At 40.0% G+C, this 20,313-nt stretch carries 18 protein-coding genes; 17 read left to right on the forward strand and 1 reads right to left on the reverse strand.

All coding sequences use genetic code 11. From position 1 onward, the window contains the following. Window positions 1-163 precede the first annotated feature (163 nt). The 6 genes from MMU05_RS13700 to MMU05_RS13725 all read left to right on the forward strand — a co-directional run bounded on the left by MMU05_RS13700 (window position 164) and on the right by MMU05_RS13725 (window position 7,629). Entirely contained in the window at window positions 164-1,468 is a 1,305-nt protein-coding gene (locus MMU05_RS13700) for a hypothetical protein (RefSeq protein ID WP_241142245.1), read from the forward strand. Between the two features lie 81 nt (window positions 1,469-1,549). Beyond that, entirely contained in the window at window positions 1,550-2,155 is a 606-nt protein-coding gene (locus MMU05_RS13705; RefSeq protein ID WP_336246929.1) for an RNA polymerase sigma-70 factor, read from the forward strand. Beyond that, on the forward strand, window positions 2,152-3,129 hold the full coding sequence (locus MMU05_RS13710) for a FecR family protein (RefSeq protein ID WP_241142246.1): 978 nt from the start codon (window positions 2,152-2,154) through the stop codon (window positions 3,127-3,129). Before MMU05_RS13705 ends, MMU05_RS13710 begins: the two co-directional genes overlap by 4 nt. Further along, window positions 3,116-4,822 (forward strand): carboxypeptidase-like regulatory domain-containing protein, encoded by a 1,707-nt coding sequence (locus MMU05_RS13715; RefSeq protein ID WP_241142247.1) that lies wholly within the window; start codon window positions 3,116-3,118, stop codon window positions 4,820-4,822. Before MMU05_RS13710 ends, MMU05_RS13715 begins: the two co-directional genes overlap by 14 nt. Window positions 4,823-5,629: 807 nt before the next feature. Continuing rightward, on the forward strand, window positions 5,630-6,865 hold the full coding sequence (locus tag MMU05_RS13720) for a hypothetical protein (RefSeq protein WP_241142248.1): 1,236 nt from the start codon (window positions 5,630-5,632) through the stop codon (window positions 6,863-6,865). Window positions 6,866-7,023: 158 nt separating this feature from the next. Continuing rightward, entirely contained in the window at window positions 7,024-7,629 is a 606-nt protein-coding gene (locus tag MMU05_RS13725; protein WP_241142249.1) for a hypothetical protein, read from the forward strand. A gap of 520 nt (window positions 7,630-8,149) precedes the next feature. Here MMU05_RS13725 and MMU05_RS13730 read toward each other — a convergent pair. Further along, entirely contained in the window at window positions 8,150-8,455 is a 306-nt protein-coding gene (locus MMU05_RS13730; protein WP_241142250.1) for a Fic family protein, read from the reverse strand. A 337-nt stretch (window positions 8,456-8,792) separates the two neighbouring features. Between MMU05_RS13730 and MMU05_RS13735 the strand changes: the two genes are divergently transcribed. From MMU05_RS13735 to MMU05_RS13785, 11 genes are all read left to right on the forward strand, one after another. Then, window positions 8,793-9,659: a hypothetical protein gene (locus MMU05_RS13735; RefSeq protein ID WP_241142251.1), complete on the forward strand. Its 867-nt coding sequence runs from the start codon at window positions 8,793-8,795 to the stop codon at window positions 9,657-9,659. Window positions 9,660-9,808: 149 nt separating this feature from the next. Beyond that, a complete protein-coding gene (locus MMU05_RS13740; protein ID WP_241142252.1) occupies window positions 9,809-10,018 on the forward strand; it encodes a helix-turn-helix domain-containing protein in 210 nt (69 codons plus the stop codon). A gap of 4 nt (window positions 10,019-10,022) precedes the next feature. Beyond that, window positions 10,023-10,352: a HipA N-terminal domain-containing protein gene (locus MMU05_RS13745; RefSeq protein ID WP_241142253.1), complete on the forward strand. Its 330-nt coding sequence runs from the start codon at window positions 10,023-10,025 to the stop codon at window positions 10,350-10,352. Continuing rightward, window positions 10,349-11,380: a HipA domain-containing protein gene (locus MMU05_RS13750; protein ID WP_241142254.1), complete on the forward strand. Its 1,032-nt coding sequence runs from the start codon at window positions 10,349-10,351 to the stop codon at window positions 11,378-11,380. Before MMU05_RS13745 ends, MMU05_RS13750 begins: the two co-directional genes overlap by 4 nt. A gap of 161 nt (window positions 11,381-11,541) precedes the next feature. Then, window positions 11,542-11,856, forward strand: coding sequence for a type II toxin-antitoxin system RelE/ParE family toxin (locus MMU05_RS13755; RefSeq protein WP_241142255.1), 315 nt, complete (start codon window positions 11,542-11,544; stop codon window positions 11,854-11,856). 3 nt (window positions 11,857-11,859) lie between these two features. Continuing rightward, complete coding sequence (locus MMU05_RS13760) at window positions 11,860-12,144, forward strand: addiction module antidote protein (protein WP_241142256.1); 285 nt, start codon at window positions 11,860-11,862, stop codon at window positions 12,142-12,144. 261 nt (window positions 12,145-12,405) lie between these two features. Then, a complete protein-coding gene (locus MMU05_RS13765; RefSeq protein ID WP_241142257.1) occupies window positions 12,406-14,697 on the forward strand; it encodes an AAA family ATPase in 2,292 nt (763 codons plus the stop codon). Window positions 14,698-14,910: 213 nt separating this feature from the next. Then, window positions 14,911-15,588 (forward strand): hypothetical protein, encoded by a 678-nt coding sequence (locus MMU05_RS13770; protein ID WP_241142258.1) that lies wholly within the window; start codon window positions 14,911-14,913, stop codon window positions 15,586-15,588. Window positions 15,589-15,707: 119 nt separating this feature from the next. Beyond that, on the forward strand, window positions 15,708-17,321 hold the full coding sequence (locus tag MMU05_RS13775; protein WP_241142259.1) for an ABC-F family ATP-binding cassette domain-containing protein: 1,614 nt from the start codon (window positions 15,708-15,710) through the stop codon (window positions 17,319-17,321). Window positions 17,322-17,652: 331 nt separating this feature from the next. Then, the gene (locus MMU05_RS13780) at window positions 17,653-19,053 is read left to right on the forward strand and encodes a high affinity choline transporter 1 (RefSeq protein ID WP_241142260.1); all 1,401 of its coding nucleotides are present in this window, start codon (window positions 17,653-17,655) and stop codon (window positions 19,051-19,053) included. After that, entirely contained in the window at window positions 19,031-20,212 is a 1,182-nt protein-coding gene (locus MMU05_RS13785) for a class I SAM-dependent rRNA methyltransferase (RefSeq protein ID WP_241142261.1), read from the forward strand. Before MMU05_RS13780 ends, MMU05_RS13785 begins: the two co-directional genes overlap by 23 nt. The last annotated feature ends 101 nt before the right edge of the window (window positions 20,213-20,313 follow it).

The following is a 20,313-nucleotide window of genomic DNA, read 5'->3' on the forward strand; positions in this document are numbered from 1 at the left end:
TATGAGAGGCGTAGCGAACTATTTCCTATACTTGCTTATTCGGACAAAATAACCCTCTACTACGGAATAAAAGAGAAAGCTGTGACTTGACTACAGGTGTCAAAGATTATGGTTTTCCTTTTTCTCATTTTTTTCAATATTTTGAGCAATTAATTTCATGCTCATGCAAGAAACCGCCACAACTTGGTCCCTCTTTGGAAGAATATCCTTCCGTTTCGCTTTCATTTATTACCTGATCTATTTCAATCCACTCGGATTAACAAGTGGAATTCCGGGAATGTATTATTTGACCGAAGCGATCAATTACCCATTCGATATTTTTATCCATTGGTTTAATGACAATTTCCTCCATATCAGAAAAGAATTGGTTCCAATGGGTGGAAGCGGTGATACTAGCTATGGTTGGGCGCAACTTTACTCATTCCTATTCATAGCATGTATCGGCGCTTTGATTTGGTCAATTCTGGATTCTAAAAAAACAGCCTACCCCAAGCTCCACTATTGGCTATGTATATTGCTTCGTTACAGTCTTGCGGGAATTGCATTTACTTATGGGATTTTGAAAGTTTTTGCCATGCAGATGTATTTTCCAAATTTGAGTCAATTGGCAACACCATTAGGAGATTATCTGCCAATGCGTTTTTCGTGGATGTTTATTGGTTACAGTACGCCTTATCAGATGTTTTCAGGCTTCGCTGAAGTAATGGTTGCATTGCTTTTGGTGTGGAGAAGGACAGCGCTTTTGGGGGCTTTGTTGGCTATTGGAGTATTTGCCAATGTAGCCATGCTAAACCTAGCCTATGACATTCCTGTCAAAATTTATTCCCTGAATCTTTTGGTAGCTTCCATGTTTTTGGCTTGGCAAGAAAGGTCAAGGCTGTTTGCTTTCTTCCTTCAAAATCAGACTGTCCAACCTTCGGAATTATATGAAAAATACTTTTCAAAGAAATGGCAACGAATCGGTAGGATCGTCCTGAAGGTAGTTTTTATCATGATGAGTTTTGGGTTTGGCACCTACAACTATTACCAATATTACCTCGAATTTCACAGCAACAATTCCAAAATCCTTGAACCTATTCAGCCCGGTATGTACCATGTTGAGTTGTTTGTAAAAAACGGCGATACCATTCCCGAAAGTCTCGCTGATTCACTGAGATGGCGGGATATTATCTTTGATTACAATGGTTCAGGCAGTCTTTCTGCTCAGGATTCCAGTCTGAGGATGAGATATGGAAGGGCTTATTTCAGCTATTTGCCGGACAGTTTAGGAACTCAATTGGAATGGAGGTTGTCAAGTTGGGACAGTTTGCCAGTTGCAAGTTTTAAAATGGATTTACCTTCTGAGGGCAAAATGATTTTGACCGGTGCAAAGAAAGACGATTCACTTTATGTGGTTTTACAAAAACTCAATCGCCATTTTCCATTGACCGAGAGGCAATTCCATTGGATCAGTGAAGCAAACAGATAATCACTCGGTATATATTTTTATTCTGCATAGGGGTAAACAGGTTTTCAGGTTTCTTTTTATATAAAGACCCAATATCTTAACTTGCACGAAAGCATTGGATTTTTCATGCAGGCGACAGACCAACAGGTTTTTTCAAACATTCAATCCGGAGATACTGCCTCATTTGAGATGCTGTTCAAAACCCATTATAATCCCCTTTGCCGCTTTGCTTTGTCCTTTCTCAAGGATCCGGATGATGCTGAAGAAACAGTGCAGGCTGTTTTTATTGGCTTTTGGGAAAAGAAAAAAACCATTCAGGTAGACACTTCGCTGAAATCTTACTTATACAGAAGTGTCCGAAATGCCTGTCTCAATGAGATCAAAAGGCAGAAAGTCCGAAAGTTGCATGCTGATTCCCTTCAAGCTGAAGGTGAACCGCAAAGTCAGCCTTCTGACCATTTGGCAATCCGAAAAGAGTTGGAGACCAAAATCCAGGAGGCTTTGGAAACCCTACCCGAGCAATGCAGGTTGATCTTCAAGATGAGCAGGTTTGAAGAACTCAAATACCATGAAATCGCCGCCCAATTGCAATTGTCAGTCAAAACAGTTGAAAACCAAATGGGCAAAGCATTGAAGCTTATGCGCGTCCAGTTGAAAGATTATATTCCATTGATCACCATCTTGATAGGAAGGCTGTTGGAACCATGAACGAGAATATAGAACATATCGAAGACCTGATCGGCAAATTCATTGTCGGTGAAGCTTCTGAGGCTGAAATCCAGGAGTTGGGGGAATGGTGTGCTCTTTCGGCTGAAAACCAAAAATACCTGGATGATGCCAAGCTGATTTATGAAAAAGCGCAGTTGCCGGGCAAGGAGGAATTTGATGCAGATACTGCTTGGGAAAAGGTGCAAAATCAGATTTATGGGAAAGATAAGAAACCATGGTTCATTTTTCCGACATGGGGAATTGCCGCCGGGTTGATTCTGATTTTTGCTTTGACTTTCATTTTTTATTCCATCCGACAATCTTCCCAAACTCAGGAATTCCAATTCACTGCTGACTTAACGGTGGTTTCTCAAAAGATGCCTGACCTTACCGAAATTTCGCTGAACAAAAACTCGGATGTCAGGGTCGATTACAACGAAAGAAAAAAAACCGGAACCATCCATTTGTCCGGTGAAGCTCTGATCAATATCCCGGATTCCAAAAAAGTCAATTGGACTGTTCAGGCAGGTGAACTGCATATTGAGGATATCGGTACTGTATTTCATGTCAAAGCTTTTCCTGACAGTGCCATTGTGGAAGTTACTGTTCAGGAGGGAATGGTCCGATTTTACAAGGATGATGTAGGAGGAATTACGCTCTCAGCCGGGGAAAAAGGAATCTATGACAAAAACCTGAATACTTTTTCCATGTTGGAGGCAGATCCGAATGTAGCAGCATTTGTCACCAGATCTTTTGATTTTCAGGAAGAAGAACTTGCACAGGTTTTGGCCAGTCTTTCTCAAGTATATGGAAGGAAAATTGTAATGGAGGGCGATATTTCCGGTTGTAGGTTGACAGTTAATTTTGAAAATGAAGACCTGAATACCATTCTTGAAATAATTTCAGAGACGCTCGGTCTTGAAGTCATCGATGAAGGTTCCCAAATCAAAATCTCCGGGGATGGTTGCTTTTAAATTTTCTCTTTTCACCAAAGAAAAGGACTTCCGTTTCGTACTTTTCTTGCTGTTCCTTCTATTCATTTCCTCCACATCTTTTGGACAGCAGATTCCTATTTTAGAAAAAAAGGTTTCCATTTCGGCCAAAAACGAACCGCTGGAAACTTTCCTCCGTCGCTTATCCCATGAGTCAGGAACGGTCTTTTCCTACAGTTCTTCTGCAATCAATGTTAATAGAAATGTGACTGCTGATTTTTCAAACAAACCCCTGAGGGAAGTTTTGGAAACAGTGTTGGAAGGGAAAGTGGATATTAAACAAAAAGGTGTTTATGTCATATTAACTCCAAAACCAGATTCCCCAAAGGACTTGGTCATCAGTGGCTATGTGGTCGATGAAGGCACCGGAAAGCCAGTCCGTGATGCGACTGTATATGACCCGATCACGCTGAAATCTTCCTTGACGGACGAATTCGGGTATTTTCAGCTTTCGGTAAAAAACCCCGCCGAGGATCTCAAATTGGTAATCAATAGTCAGTCCTACACCGACACACTTTTGATAGACGAAAAACAATCCACTTTCCAAAAGATTCTCCTCAAATCAAAGGAAATTGACTTTGAAGAAGTGGGCAAAAGCATCGCAGAACCGATGAAGGACTTTTGGATTTGGACCAAAAAATCTGTGGCTTTTACCAATATGGACAACATGAGCGATACCCTGCACCGGGGATTTCAGCTTTCCTTGGTACCTTTTGTCAGCACCAACAGGAAGTTGGCGGGAAGTGTGGTCAATGACTTTTCCTTCAATATTTTGGGGGGGTTTTCGGGAGGAACAAACAAGGTAGAATTTGGGGGTTTGTTTAACCTCAACCGTGGAAATGTCAAGTCAGTACAGGTTGCGGGGCTATTGAATCAGGTCAGTGGAACCGTCAAAGGCGTCCAATTGGCAGGATTAGCAAATGCGGTTTTGGATTCAGTGAATGCTGCACAAATTTCGGGATTGGTCAATTTCAGCACAGGAAATGTCAAGGGCTTTCAGTTGGCAGGACTGATGAACGTGGGGACATCAAACTTTCAGGGATTTCAATTGGCCGGGCTAGCCAATTATGCCAACAGAGATGTTGATGGTGTGCAGATGGCTGGTTTGCTGAATATTGGACGCAATGTCAAAGGAACACAGATCGGGCTATTCAATTATGCTGATAGCCTCAAAGGAGCGCAAATCGGCCTGATCAGTTTTGTAAGAAAAGGATACCATCAGGTTGAGATCGGGGCGGATGAAATGCTTCCCTTGAATATGTCTCTCCGATCAGGAACAAGGGCATTTTACAACATGCTTTTTGCAGGAATTAGAACTGACAATGCGGACTCTACGACATGGACCTTTGGCTATGGGATAGGCACCTCCCCTGCTTTGGGCAAGAAAACCCATCTGAATATCGAACTGAGTGCCCAACAAATGAACAAAGGATATGTCTCGGCTTTGAACCTGGTCAACAGACTTTACATCGGGATGGAAATTCGCCTGGCAAATAAAATCCACTTCTTTGCCGGACCAAGTCTGAATCTACGGGTGTACGACAATACTTATGCTGACCATCCTCCACTTTTTACTTACACCAATCCAAGAATCATTTCCGAAAGCACCTATCCATCCGAAAACCTTGCCACCCAACTTTGGTTTGGCGGAAGAGCGGGATTCAGGTTTTTTTGATGGAGTTGGAATTTGGAGCATTGAAATGCCTTGATGCCCTTGGCAGTGTCTTCACTACCAATTAATCCACGAAATAATAGCCCTGAAAGGGCGAGATAACAAAGGGAAGGGTGAAGCCCATCCATATTTCATTTGATAATTCGCGGAAGCCCTGAAAGGGCGGGATTATTTTTATAATTCATTTTATTTCGCCCTTTCAGGACTTAGGACAACCAATTCTCAAAATTACGATGGGCTGCACCCATCGCTATCATATTCCGCACCTTCAGTGCTTATATTTCAAAATGGTTTTTATTGAATCGAAATTCACGCCATTGGAAGTGTCTCCACTTCCAATTTATTCATGAGAGAAAAGCCCTGAAAGGGCGGGATAACAAAGGGATGGGTGAAGCCCATCCATAATTCATTTAATATCTCCCCAAGCCCTGAAAGGGCGGAATCATTTTTTTAATTCAATTTATTTCGCCCTTTCAGGGCTTGTGCCAAAGATTCCGATAATTGTGATGGACCCATCGCTAGGATATTTCGCCCTTTCAGGGCTACAATTTCTAAAGGGTTTTTATTGTATTGAAATTCACGCCATTGGCTTGTCTCCACTGCCAATTAAATTTCCAAAAAAATAAAGAATTTATGGTGACACTGACATCGGCACATTCAGAATTTCCTAAATTCATATATCCCAGAAAGTCAGTGAAGACACTGACTTGGGCTGATCTTTCTTCAAAAATCTTTTTTTAAAAATTTTTTCATTTCCCATAGGGGTGTCTTTGGTTTCGCTTGTCATAGGATAGAAACTAATCCAAACAAATGAATACCATAAGCAAAATCTTAGCAACAGCGGCTTTCTTCTCTCTTTCTCCCGTAGAAACCAAAGCCCTTTCCGGCCATGAAGAAAACCCGACCGATAGCCTCGAAAAGGTGGATTCGAAGTTTTCATTTCACCGCTTCGGTGAAAAAATCGGCACAATAAAATTCCAGCCTTTTAGCGTAAATCCTGAGGATACCACCATCGTATCTGTACAGTTTGCATTTGTTCCTTTTGTCGGAACGAATGGCACCCAATCCGGAAACATGATCAACAATGTTTCCTTCAATCTGCTCGGAGGATATTCTGCGGGAACCTGTGCTTTTGAAATGGCAGGACTTTTCAATATCAACCGTGGCGACATGACAGGCGTGCAGTTGGCAGGCCTATTCAATCAGGTAGGTGGAAAAGTCGACGGGGTACAGTTGGCCGGTCTGTTCAACTCCAATCTTCAATCTGTCAAAGGTGTTCAATTGGCAGGATTGACCAATTTTACCACAGGTGAAGTAGAAGGCGTGCAGCTCGCCGGCTTGGCAAACTTTACCCCCAAATCTGTCAAAGGTGTTCAAATCGCAGGCCTAACCAACTTCTCAGGAAAAAACACCGAAGGCTCCCAAATTGCCGGTTTGGCCAATTTCACTCCCCATGAAGTCAAAGGCTCGCAGGTAGGAACATTTAATTATGGAGGTAAAGTCAATGGTTTTCAGCTTGGTGTGTTCAACTATGCCGACAGCATGAGTGGGGTTCCGGTGGGGTTGATCAGCTTCGTGCGCTCAGGATACCACACAGTTGAGTTCGGAGTCAATGAAGTCCTTCCCATCAATATCGCGTTGCGAACCGGAAAGAGGGAATTCTATAACATACTTTTTGCAGGTACCAGACCTGAAATCAGCGAAGATGTCACTTGGTCATTTGGCTACGGCGTAGGAACTTCTCCAAGATTGGGGAAAAAGACTTTTCTAAACGTTGAAGTCAGCTCTGAGCAATTGAACAAAGGCAGAGTCCAATCATTGAATCTGATCAACAAACTCTACATCGGCGGGGATTATCAGGTGGCGAAAAAGTTGGCCTTATTTGCCGGACCGACGATTAATTTCAGGGTATTTGACGATTCCTTTGACGGTCATCCTGAACTTTTTACCTATACCAAAACACAGGTCCGAAATGAAAGGGCCCATCCTGAAAACATCACCAGCCAATGGTGGTGGGGTTTTAGGGCGGGTTTTAGATTTTTTTAACTGAATTAATTTTCTTTCAAAAAACAAAAAATCAGATAGGGGTATAACCTCCCTGAATTGTCATTAAAACAGAAGCTAAGCCAACAGCAGATCCTGCCCGGCTCATTATGAGCTTGGGCAGGCCATCTGCCTCAAAGAACTTAAACACTTACCAAAAAATGAAAAAGCTATTCACAATGATCATCCTATTAATTACTGTTCACGCCTCATATTCCCAAGAAGCAGAAAGATTCAGATTTCAGATGGACCTCGGTGCAGCAGCTCCAAAAGGCGGTGGATTTGGCGCTTTGGTCAATTTGGAACCACAAATCCTCGTCAGAAGAAATCTTGCTTTGGGATTGAGAATGGGTGCGGCGGCACTCGCCAAAGATGTGGTCTACTATGAAATCCCGGATGATTACACCGGAGAATTAGGTGCAAATGCATCCATTTCCGGTACTGCAAATTATTATTTCAACTACGGAAAAGGAAAAGCGGCACCCTATATCGGTGGCGGTTTTGGATATTATACCATGAGCAATGTCAACATTGAGAGCACCGATATTGACTCGGATGATCTGGGAGACCTGAGGGCAAACTTTGCCTGGGCGCCAATGTTGAGAGCCGGGGTGGAACTGGGGAAATTCAGGATAGGCGCTGAATATAATTTTGTCCCTAAAAGCGATCTCCAAAACATCAACGGAGAAGTAATCGGTCAAGCCACCAATGAATACTTCGGGTTTACGATTGGCTACTTCGTCGGAGGTGGAAAATGGGGAAGGTAATCTGAATCAGTTCACCTGCTTCTCCGGAAGCAGGGAACAAAATAATCAGCAAGGTTATCCTGCTTCTGGAGAAGCAGGATAGCAGCCCCAGTTCACCTGCTTCTCCGGAAGCAGGGTTCTAGTTCTATGGCGCAGAATTCACTTTGGAGCAATTTAAACACAAGGGACTACATTTCTTGGTCTCCGGTTCTGTATTACTCCCTTTTGGCAGTTACTTTGAACCTATGGAAGGTGTTATCAAAACAGCCTATCAGACACCACTGATTCCGATATTGAGTTATAGGGTGGAGTTTTAGAGAAAAAATTTACTTGTTCCAAAATGAACGTGTATTTAGTATGTTTGAAAAAACACTACTCTAGAATTAGTATATTTAGGATATGAATAAAATTTCAAAGAAATCAGAGAAGACCAAAAAAGAATTGAGAAAGGAAATTCTCAATTCCATGGTCGCATCATTCAAAATCGAAGGAATTAATATTTCTCCAGACCTTGCGATTTCAACATTAAATAAGTTAGAAACTACTCTCGAAAAATAGACTTGATGAAATCAGTCATTTGTCCGTAATTTTTCTTGGCTGAATTTTGAACTGCTGATACATAAAGATCAAATTCTTTATTCCCAATCTGGTCAAATTTCAATGGCCCAAAACCTTGTTTACGACACATAAGGTTGGCCAAAACCCTTGCAGTCCGACCATTTCCTTCTCTAAACGGATGAATGAATAACAACTCGCCGTGTACTTTTGCGATATCGGAAATTAGGTCATCTACTTTCCCGTATTTATTGGGCAGAAAAGACAAAATCTCATTTTCAAAAGTTTCCATGGTTTGGGGTAAAATTTGGCAGCTGCAAATGGAAAACCTCCTTTGGACAAATTGACATCACGATATTTTCCTGCAAATGAATATAAATGCTCCAAAGCCAACTTATGAATTTTTAGAATATATGCAGCATTAAAATTTGTCCGGCTAGTCAATTTTTCTGTTAGGATGATCTCAGCTTTCAAAAACCCTTCAAATTCTGACAAGCCAATTTCCTCGGAAGTTTTAAGGCCAAGCAAATTTGGTAGAACAATATTTTGGTTATCAGGTGTTTCGTATTTCATCTTTGCAGCATAAATAATCCATGAACTTCATATCATTTGAATGACTCAATCTAGTTATGTCCAATAACAAAAACAAACCCGCTGAACCCACGATTATATTGTTTTTCCCAATCCTGCCGGCACTTCTTTTCGGAACCTACATCATGGCTTTTTCTGAGGTTCCGAAAACTCTTTGGATGATGCATCTTGGTTTCGGAATGATGGGTATCGCTTTGCAATGGGTAGTTTTCAGGTTTAGGCCGGTTTTCAAAAAGGTAAACCCCTACCCAATTATCCTGATATCGATGCTATTATTGTTATTGACTTTTTGGGATGATGGCTTTCAGGATGTCAACCGATGGGTCAGCATTGGGGCATTCAGTCTGAATATTGGTCTGATGGTAAGTCCATTGATTTTGATCCAAATCCATAAAATCCAAAATCAAACCTTTGCAACCCTACTCTCCCTACTAGCAGTTTTGATTTTCCTTTTTCAGTCAGATGCTTCATTGGTTACGGCATTTTCGGTATCCGCTTCCATAAAACTTCTCAGGAAAAATAGCTCCAAGACAACCAAAGGCTTGATTTTGATTGCTGCTATTGGCGCTTCCGCCATGGCTTGGTACAATTTGGACAGTTTACCTGCTGTCAGTTACGTGGAGGATATCCTATCCCTAGCCTGGAAAATCAGTGGTTTCTTAGGCATTTTTTCAGTGCTTTCTTTAGTGTTGTTACCCCTTCCGTTTTTTGTATTGGCTAGCAAAGAAAACAGGACAATGGCTTACAGTTTAGGCTTGTATTTCTTCCTGATTTTGTTGGTTACCCTTTTTGGAAACTTCCCAGTGATGGTGATGGGTTATGGGATTTCACCAATTATCGGGTACTTTATCGGATTGATTTGGTTGGGGGAAGAAATATCAAGATCAAAGGAAGAAAATCCATAAAAAAACAACCCTCAAAATCACATTATATTGTGATATTGACAGTATTCATCTTTCTCTTTTTTACTTTCTCACCAAAAATCACATTATACTGCTATTTATCTTGATTTTTTGAATTCAACCAACTATTTTGCATAAAAAATCACATTATAATGTTATCTGTACAGTTAGGGGAAACCATCAAATCAAGAAGAAAAGAGTTGGGTATCACCCAACCACATTTGGCTGAACTTGCTGGAATCAGCCTCAACACCCTTTATAAACTTGAACGTGGGCAAAGTAATCCCTCATTGGAAGTGCTGAATAAGCTTGCTGAAGTAATGGGAATGGAAATTAAATTAGAGGTAATCAAAAAATATTGATTGAATGAGAACAGCAGCGGTATATCGCAACGGAATATTGGCGGGAATTCTCAGGGAAGAGAACCGTCAACATTTTATGTTTCGGTATGAGGACGGATATTTCACCGACAGCTCCAAACCTTCCATCAGCATGACTTTACCAAAAACCCAACAGGAATACCACAGCGAATTCCTCTTTCCCTTCTTTAGCAATATGTTGGCTGAAGGAACCAATCTCGCCATCCAACAACGTTATTTGAAAATTGATGAAAGAGATGTCCTCCAGCTTTTGGGAGCAACGGCTGCAAGCGACACTATCGGTGCCGTGACGGTCCAATTGATAGAGAAGGAATGAACCTCCAAGACCTAAAATATTGTCCCTGTACCTTGGCAGAAGGATTTGATACCTACAGCCCGGCAGGATTGCGTTTGCTTTTCAACCGGAAAAAGGTTAGCCATATATTGGAATTCAATGCCCCAAGATTGGATGAAGAAGTAGCCGAGAAAATGCGGCAAAACAGCAAATCCATCTCCATCAGCGGCGCACAATTCAAACAATCCCTTGTCCTCGACCACCTTAAACTCAGGCTTACCGAACCCGGAGAACGCGGCCAATTCATCCTAAAACCCATTCCAATCAGACCACCTTTTGCAAAAGAAGATGAACTACCTGCAAATGAACACCTGACTATGCAGATTGCCAAACAGGTATTTGGGATCCGAACAGCGGAATGCGCACTCGTGTTTTTCCAAAACGGAGAACCCGCTTACATCACCAAAAGATTTGACTACCACAAGGATGGCTCAAAAATAGCTCAGGAAGATTTCGCTTCCATTTCAGGCCGTTCAAAGGAAAAAGACGGTGAAAGTTACCGCAACTCCGGAAGCTATGAAACTATCGCCAAGTCTATGAAAAAATATGTAGCGGCTTATGCGGTGGAAATTGAAAAATATTTTGAACAGGTTATTTTCAACTACCTGTTTTGCAACGGAGATGCCCACCTGAAAAACTTTTCCCTCCAACAGACTCCAAGCGGGGATTATGTTTTGAGTCCGGCTTATGACCTGATCAACACCAGCCTGCATATTTCTTTCGATAGTTTTTTTGCCATGGAAGACGGATTGTTTGATGATAACTATGAAACCGAAAGCTTCAAAGCATTGGGATTCTATGCCTATGATGACTTTTATGAGTTTGGGTTAAAGATTGGTATGCGCGCAAACCGGGTCAAAACAGCCCTTGACAAATACAGGAAGCCAAATGACCAAATCTTCACCTTTCTCCAAAATTCATTTCTCACCCAACCTGCAAAAGACCAATACTTCAGCCTTTATTCCGATCGGTTGAGAATGTTGAATAATTCTTATTCAGTAATGGTTTAAAAAAATTAAGCCATTATTTTCGAAATGGATTTTCATTTTTTATAGTATTAAAAAGACTTTAAAAAGGGTTTCCAACGCTTAGAGATTTTTGGGAAACCAACCGTAAAAAATTTGGAACACAACCGCAAAAGTTCAAAAATATCGATTAAATTTGTATCCATTTGGATACAATAATTATGTTCTTTGTTGAAAAAACCTCTGAATTTGATAAATGGCTTCGGAAGCTAAAAGACCTTAAGGCAAAGGCTAAAATTCTATTTAGAATTCAGAAAATAGAAAATGACGGTCATTTTGGGGATTGCAAACCTGTGGGCGATGGAATTAGAGAATTGAGGATAGATTTTGCCAAAGGGTATAGAATTTATTTTAAAGAAATAGACGGAAGAATAATTATTCTGCTTTTGGGTGGTGAAAAGTCAACCCAACAACAGGATATAAATAAAGCAAAAGAAATCTTAAAAAAATTAAACCAATAAAATATGGAAACTTCAAAATTTGACATAGCAGACTACTTGGACAGCAAAGAAATGATCGCTGAGTATCTTAATACTGTATTGGAAGAAGGGGATAACAATGATATAATCATTGCAATCGGGCATATTGCTAAGGCGATAGGAATGACCAAAATTTCTGAGGAAACAGGATTAAGCAGACCAAGTTTGTACAAAGCCTTGTCAGAGGGATCAAAACCTCAATTTGCTACCATCATGAAAGTATTAAAGGCAATTGGAGGTCAAATTCAGGTAAACCCGATATCTGGCTAAAGTCGAAAACTTGCCAAAAATGCAAGATTTGAAACTATTCAAAAGGTTTTTAAAGCCTTAGGAGTAAGTCTGAATTTTAATGTGGAATTGGAAAAAATAGACAATTGCTTATTGAATTGAATAAACCCCTAATTGGAAAATAATTAATGTTTTAATGCTTTATTGGTAAAAATACCCTGAATAGGGTATTTTTTGTTTTTAAGGATTTGGGTAGGTTTAATAGAAATTCCTTTATCAGGATTATACAATGAATTCAATACCATGATTAAGAAAATACAGACCATTAAAAATTTTGGAGTTTTTAAAAGCTTCACATCTGGAGCTCAACTACCCGACTTTAAAGAGAAAAATATCATCTATGGGTGGAACTATACAGGGAAGACAACTTTGTCAAGAATATTTTCATCTCTAAAAAACAAACAAATTCACCCAAATTTTGCAGAAGCTGAATTTAAACTTCAACTCTCTGACAATTCAGAAATTAAACAAACTGACTTGGCAGCGTGTACATTAAATGTCGAAGTTTTTAACTCTGAATACATAAGAGAAAATCTAAAGTGGGATACTGACGAAAATGTAAATGGAATATCCTTCGATGTTGGAGAAAATGTTTCAATTCGAGAAGAAATCGAAGAAAATTTAAAACGTATTGAAAATGTAAATGGCAATGAAACTGTTCGTGGAAAAAAAGAACGATTCCAAACAATCATCAACGAATTCAATCAATTTGACTCATCTAAATTTACAGTGGAATCGAGACGTATTAAAAATGACATTTTCAATAGTCTTATTGAATTCGACAAAAGGCATTTTGGAACAATAAAAAATTCAGTAATAAGTAATCTTACATCTCATGTTATTACAGACGAAACTGAATTATCGAAAGTAAAAAAGACTTCACTTGCAACGAATGACAGGCAGCCTATAATACCAAGTGAATTTGAATCACATTTAGAAGAATTATATGATTATGTTAAAGGAATTTTAGCAACTGAGCCAACAAAAACCGATGTAATAACAGTTTTAGATAACAATTCAGACTTGTACCATTGGACTAAAGCAGGTATTCCATTGCATGAATCTAAATCAACATGTTCCTTTTGTGACAACGAAATTAGTCCAACAAGAATCAAAGAATTAAATAGCTATTTTTCTAATGCTTCAGCAAAAGTCAGAGAAAGCATTTCAGAATGTCGAAAATTAATTTACAGTGAAAAAGAAAGATTAGAATCGTTAATCTTCCCATCAAGTAAAAATGATTTTTTTGATAATATCCAAGATGATTATCAAACCCAATTAGATAGCTACCAAAATATCCGAAATCAATATCTTGACTATTTAAAACATCTTTTGGCGGAACTTGAGAGAAAAGAAAAGGACAATATTTTCAATTCTCTCGATACAGTTTGCTTTGACAAAACCGTAATTGACCAATTAAACAAATGGATTACTGACACTAATTTGATAATCAAATCACACAATAACTTTCTTGACAACTTTGGAACAGAGCAAGAAGCAGCAAGGACAAAATTAAAAAAGCATCAAGTTGCTCAATTTCTCATTCAGGAAGATTATCTAAAAAAAGAACAGAATAAAAACTTTTCGGAACGCTGCATAAGAAGATATAATTGTTATGTTCAAAAGATAGTTTCAAAAAATAAAACTTTTGAAGCACAACTAAAAAGTGTTATAGCAGGACAGCAAGAGTTAAACGACTTTATAAAAAAAATTCTAAATCGTGATGACATTGCCATAGAAGTAACAACAGACGACAAATTCATTTTAAAACGTGGCGAAAAAATAGCAGAGAATTTAAGCGAAGGCGAAAAAACAGCAATATCATTTTCTTATTTCTTAGTATCACTTGAAAGTTTGCACCGTGACAAGAAACTGAAAGACATTATCATTTTTATTGACGACCCAATTTCAAGTTTAGATGGAAACCATATAGCGCAAATTTATTCTATTATAAACTCATTTTTTTTCAGACAAAATGAAGACCCAGAAGATCCTAATAAATTTGTAAACTGTTTTAAACAATTATTTATTTCTACTCACAATTTTGAATTCTTTTCATTCCTAAAAGACTCAAATAGAATTAATAAGAAAAACACAAGGGAGTATTATTTTGTAAAGCGACTATCAAAAGATGAATCTGAGATACAAGGTTTGCCAAAATCTTTAAGAGATTATAAGTCTGAATACATTTACCTATTTGAGATAATTTATAAATTTTATGAAGGGGGCTGCCAAGAATCCGACGACAAACTCATCCTATTGCCAAACGCAGTAAGAAGATTCTTAGAAATTTATACACTATTAAAATTACCTGATTCAAGCGACGAGATAGATGCAAGACTTAAAATATTAATGCCAGAACCTCACCAGCTTAAAACGCTTCATCACTTTTCACATTTTACAACGTTTGAAAAAGTGACCAAACATGACGAGTTATTAATGAATTTACCTGAAGCTGTTCAAGAGCTTATGATATTATTGGGTCAAGATACTTTGCATTTTGGATCATTAAAAAAAGCAATCTCAACTACTTAAATAAAAACATTTGAGGAAATTGAAACATGAAGAAACCCACTTCTCAATTTGAGATTAATCTAATTAATTAAATCCGTAAAAAACTAAATAGAAATTCTTATTGAAATTTAAATAGACTTTATGAATCTCATTTTGATTGAACTAAATCTCCAAAATATTGAAGTAAGCTTGTTGTAAAAGATTTACAGCATTTTTAGGATTAACAATATAATTATGACCGAATTCGATACAAATAAAAGATCACTTGATGCAAACTGGCTACTTGCCCAGATTGACATATTGATTCTTTCAGCTAAAAAATTCTCAAACTCTAGTTTCGTAATATATGCCGCTTTAGAAACAAGAAACTTATTTGAACGTATTGAATTCGATCTACTTGCAATTGCAGCTAAAGGAACAGACACTGAAATTTTTTTAAGAGGAATCAGAGGTAAAACAGGAATTAAGAAAACAAATGATGAATATAAAGTTCTCAAGTTTAGATACCAGTCTTTTTCAAGTGCCGTTACCAAAGCTATTTTCGAAGGAGGAAGTCTAAATAAGTTTGATTATAAAAAATCTGAAGAATTCTGTAGCAAATTATCTCAATACATACATACATATTCTAGATTACCGGAGGATATTATTTTTGAAAGTGAATTTATTAGTTCTGGGATAAGCTTAATTGAAGAATGTATTAACTATTTAATGGAAGAATTTTTTGAAATAATTAATGGGTATATAACCTATGGAGTATTCGATTTTAAAACCTTGACTCCCTCTGTAAAAATGGAATTCGATAAATGGTTGATAGGAGTCGATGAAAATGAAGAAGATTTGATTAAACGGTTAATTGAAATAAATAATCGAGAGAATGGTGGCAAAAAAACGTGTATTTCACCTTCAAAATAAACCCCAAAGCCCAAACCGTATCTCTTCCCCACTTTTTAATTTCCCACCAATTCTCCCCTCTCCTTTAGTCCCTTTGTAGGAAATACCTATCTTTGCACCTCGAAATAATTTAGCCAAAAATGATTACTGTAGATAACCTCTCCCTCAAGTTCGGCAAGAGAACCTTATTTGATGAAGTAAGCCTTAAATTCACACCCGGCAACTGCTATGGTGTCATCGGTGCCAACGGTGCCGGAAAATCCACTTTTTTGAAAATCCTCTCCGGAGATCAGGACAGCACATCCGGTTCGGTACATATCACCCCGGGTCAAAGGATGGCTGTTTTGAAGCAAAACCACTTTGAATTTGATGAGGTAGAAGTGCTGAAAGCCGTCATCATGGGCCACAAAAAACTCTATGCCATCATGGCCGAAAAGGACGCCATCTATATGAAGGAGGATTTTACCGAGGCGGATGGGATCAAAGCTTCCGAACTTGAGTCGGAGTTTGCGGAAATGGACGGTTGGAATGCCGAATCCGATGCCGCTTCCCTCCTTTCCGGTCTTGGCATCAGCGAAGACTTGCATTACCTCAAGATGAAGGAACTTGCCGGTAACCAAAAGGTAAGGGTCCTCTTGGCACAGGCGCTTTTTGGCAATCCTGACATCCTGATCCTCGATGAACCTACCAACGACCTTGATGCCCAAACCATCAATTGGCTGGAGGATTTCCTGGTGAATTTCAAAAACCTCGTGATCGTCGTTTCCCACGACCGTCACTTCCTCGATGCGGTTTCTACCCATATCGTGGACATTGACTTTAGCAAAATCAGGATTTACTCCGGTAACTATACCTTCTGGTACGAATCTTCCCAATTGGCCGCCAAACAGAAGTCGGATCAAAACAAGAAAGTAGAGGAAAAGAGAAAAGAATTGCAGGAGTTTATCTTGCGTTTCTCTGCCAATGTTTCCAAATCCAAGCAGGCGACATCCAGGAAGAAAATGCTTGAAAAACTCAATGTGGATGACATTCAGCCTTCTACAAGAAAGTATCCGGGCATCATCTTCAAACCAGAAAGAGAAGCGGGAGATCAGATTTTTATGACTGAAAGTCTGGAATTGAAAGATGCCAACGCCATCTATTTCACTGATGTGAACCTGATGATTGACAAAGGAGACAAAATCGCATTTATCTCCAAGACCAAGCAGGCGGTTACCAAGTTTTTCCAGACCATCATGGAAGAAATTCCTACCCAAAAGGGAAGCTTCAAATGGGGCGTGACGATCAACAAGGCCTATTTACCGAATGACAACTCGAAGTTTTTTCAGACAGACCTGAACCTGATCGATTGGCTCAAGCAATATTCGGCCAATCAAGAAGAAGCGTATGTGAGGACTTTCTTGGGAAGGATGTTGTTCACAGGGGAAGAATCTCTCAAGAAATGTGCAGTGCTTTCCGGAGGGGAAAAAGTGCGATGCATGATCTCCAGGATGATGCTCCAAAATCCAAACCTCCTCGTCATGGACGAACCTACCAACCACTTGGACCTGGAATCCATCACGGCATTCAACAACGCCATCATTGATTACAACGGAACAGTGTTGATGACCTCCTATGACCACGCCTTTGTGCAGTCCACTGCCAACAGGATCATCGAGTTTACCCCAAAAGGAACCATCGACAGAAGGATGCCTTATGATGATTACCTTGAATCAGAGGAAATAAAGGCGATTCAGGCGAAGATGTATAAATAGATATGAGATTTGAGACGTGAGATTTAAGATTTGAATACGACCAGTGATGTAATTGTCGGTGCCGTCACCCTGAGTGAAGCGAAGGGTCTCACCAAAATTAAATGAGATCCTTCAGTCGTACCTCCTTCAGGATGACGCATCACAAACTCAATTTTACTTTCTGATAATGCTGAATTTTATTAATTCGAATGACAAAATACTCCTAGAAAAAGATATTAGATGGATATTGGATATAAATTGATATTTTGATATTCCCAAGCCCAACATCCAATATCAATCAGTATCCATTAATATCCGAATTTAGTAGACCACCATTAATTTATAGCCAAAGTTGCTGATAACTGCCATAATCATCTACCTCTTAATCACTGTAGCGATAGGTGCCTGGTCATCGAAGCTGGTCAAAAACTCCAATGACTTTGTGTTGGCAGGGAGGCAGTTGCCGCTTTTTTTGTCGGCCTCGGCATTGTTTGCGACATGGTTTGGATCGGAGACCATCTTTGGGGCATCTTCCGAATACCTTGAACACGGACTGCAGGGTGTGATGGAAGATCCATTTGGAGGGGCACTTTGTCTGGTTTTGTTTGGCGCTTTCTTTTTAAGACCGATGTACAGGATGAATGTCCTGACTTTGGGTGATGTTTATAAAAAAATCTTTGGTAAAAGGGTCGAATTTTTCGCCTCCGTCTTTATGGTTCCGGTTTACTTCGGGTACGTGGCTGCGCAATTGGTGGCCATGGCTTTGATTTTCAGCACAGTCACAGATTTAAGTATTCCCCATGGCATTATGATCAGTGCCGTTGTAGTGGTTTTTTACACTTTTCTTGGTGGCATGTGGGCCATTTCTATAACCGATTTTATTCAGACGACATTGATCGTGGTGGGCTTGGTTTGGGTAGCTGTTTTGGTAGCCCAAAAAGCCGGAGGGGTGATGCCGATTTTGGAATCTGCGCCGAAGGGAAGTTTTCAGTTTTTCCCAAATCCCGACCCTATTTCATGGCTCAATTACCTAGGCGCATGGATGGTTTTGGGTTTGGGAAGTATTCCAAGTCAGGACATTTACCAAAGGGTCATGTCTTCCAAATCTGAGAAAGTCGCCGTCCAATCCACCTACCTTGCAGGCGGATTTTATGTGACGATTGGTCTTTTGCCTCTGTTTATTGCGCTTGGTGCCAAATTTCTTTATCCCGAAATCTACCTCGAAAACAAACAGCTTCTCCTCCCTGAAATGGTCCTCCGTCACAGTGGAATGCATGTTCAGATCCTGTTTTTTGGAGCTTTGATCTCCGCGATTATGAGTACGACAAGTTCGGGATTGTTGGCCCCTTCCGCCATTTTATCAGAAAACATCATCAAACCCTATTTTGGATCAAGGTTAAAAGAGAAATATTTTCTTTGGATCCTGCGGGGCAATATTGTGGCCGTTGCCCTGATAGCAACAGTCATGGCACAATGGAAAACCAATATTTATGAGCTTGTGGCAGGTGCATCGATCCTGTTGTTGGTCTCCTTGTTTGTGCCGCTTACAGCAGGATTATATTGGAAAAAAGCATCAGAAATGGGCGCTTTGATGTCAATTGTCTTTGGGATGATTGCTTACCTTGTGTTGGAAATGTTTGAATTGCCGATTTATACCCACGTCCCTGCACTGTGCGTCAGCGCTGTCGCCATGATTGTGGGAACTTTGATTTTCCCTAAAAACAAATACCATGCTCCCCTATCCCATCATTAAACTCCTTAAAGGAAAAGAGATTTCAAGTCTCAGGAAACACCATTGGATTTTTTCGGGGGCGATTGCTACCAAAGATGAGGCCCTCAAAAACGGAGAATTGGTACAGGTTCACAGCCACAAAGACCAACTTCTTGGTGTAGGCCATTTCCAATACGGTTCGATCATGGTCAGGATGGTGAGTTTCGAGGAGGAAATAATCAATCTGGATTTTTGGAAAAAGAGACTTGCCCAATCCTATCGTTTGCGGGAAGCAATCGGGCTGACAGAAAATCCGGAAACCAATGTGTACCGCTTGGTTCATGGTGAAAGTGACGGGCTGCCGGGGTTAATCATTGATTTTTACAACGGCACCGCTGTCATCCAAACCCATCATATCGGCATGTATAGGCACGTGAAGGAAATCAGCCAGGCTCTTCAGTTTGTCTTGGGATCAAAACTGCAATGTGTCTATGACAAAAGCGCGGAGACTTTACCGAGGGATTTGGGGGTTGAAAACAGGGTTGTTTTTGGTCAACCTGTTACCAATATGGTGGTGGAATATGGCTGTCAGTATGAAATCGATTGGGAAAAAGGACAGAAAACAGGCTTTTTTGTTGACCAAAGAGAAAACAGGTTCTTGCTTGGCAAATACAGCAAAGGGAAGAAAGTACTCAACACCTTTTGCTATTCCGGTGGGTTCTCGGTTTCGGCCCTGAAAGCCGGAGCATCGGAAGTCCATTCGGTGGATATTTCCTCCAAAGCCATAGAACTGACAGATAGAAATGTGGCCTTGAACGCAGGATTTGAAGGAAAACACCAATCCATCGTCGCTGATGTGGTGAAATACATCCGCGAAATCGAAACCGACTATGACATCATTGTCCTCGATCCACCGGCTTTTGCCAAAAACCTAAAAGCCAAACACAATGCTGTTCAGGCTTACAAAAGGCTGAATCTCGAAGCGCTCAAGCATATCAAAAAGGGAGGGATTCTATTTACATTTTCCTGTTCGCAGGTAGTGGACAAACAGCTTTTTGCGAATACCATCACGGCGGCGGCCATGGAAGCCGGCAGGAATGTCAAAATCCTCCATTACCTTTCCCAACCCGCCGACCACCCTATCAATATTTTCCATATGGAAACGGAGTATTTGAAGGGGTTGGTGGTTTATGTGGATTGAGGGGAAGGAAGTTTGGAAGTGGGAAGTATGGAAGATGGGAAGTTTGGAAGTTTGAGGAAAAGACCGTTGACGGATGACGGATGACGGTTGTTTGGTTTAGT

It is taken from the genome of Cognataquiflexum rubidum (genome assembly GCF_022538115.1).
GTDB classification, from domain to species: Bacteria; Bacteroidota; Bacteroidia; order Cytophagales; family Cyclobacteriaceae; genus Cognataquiflexum; species Cognataquiflexum rubidum.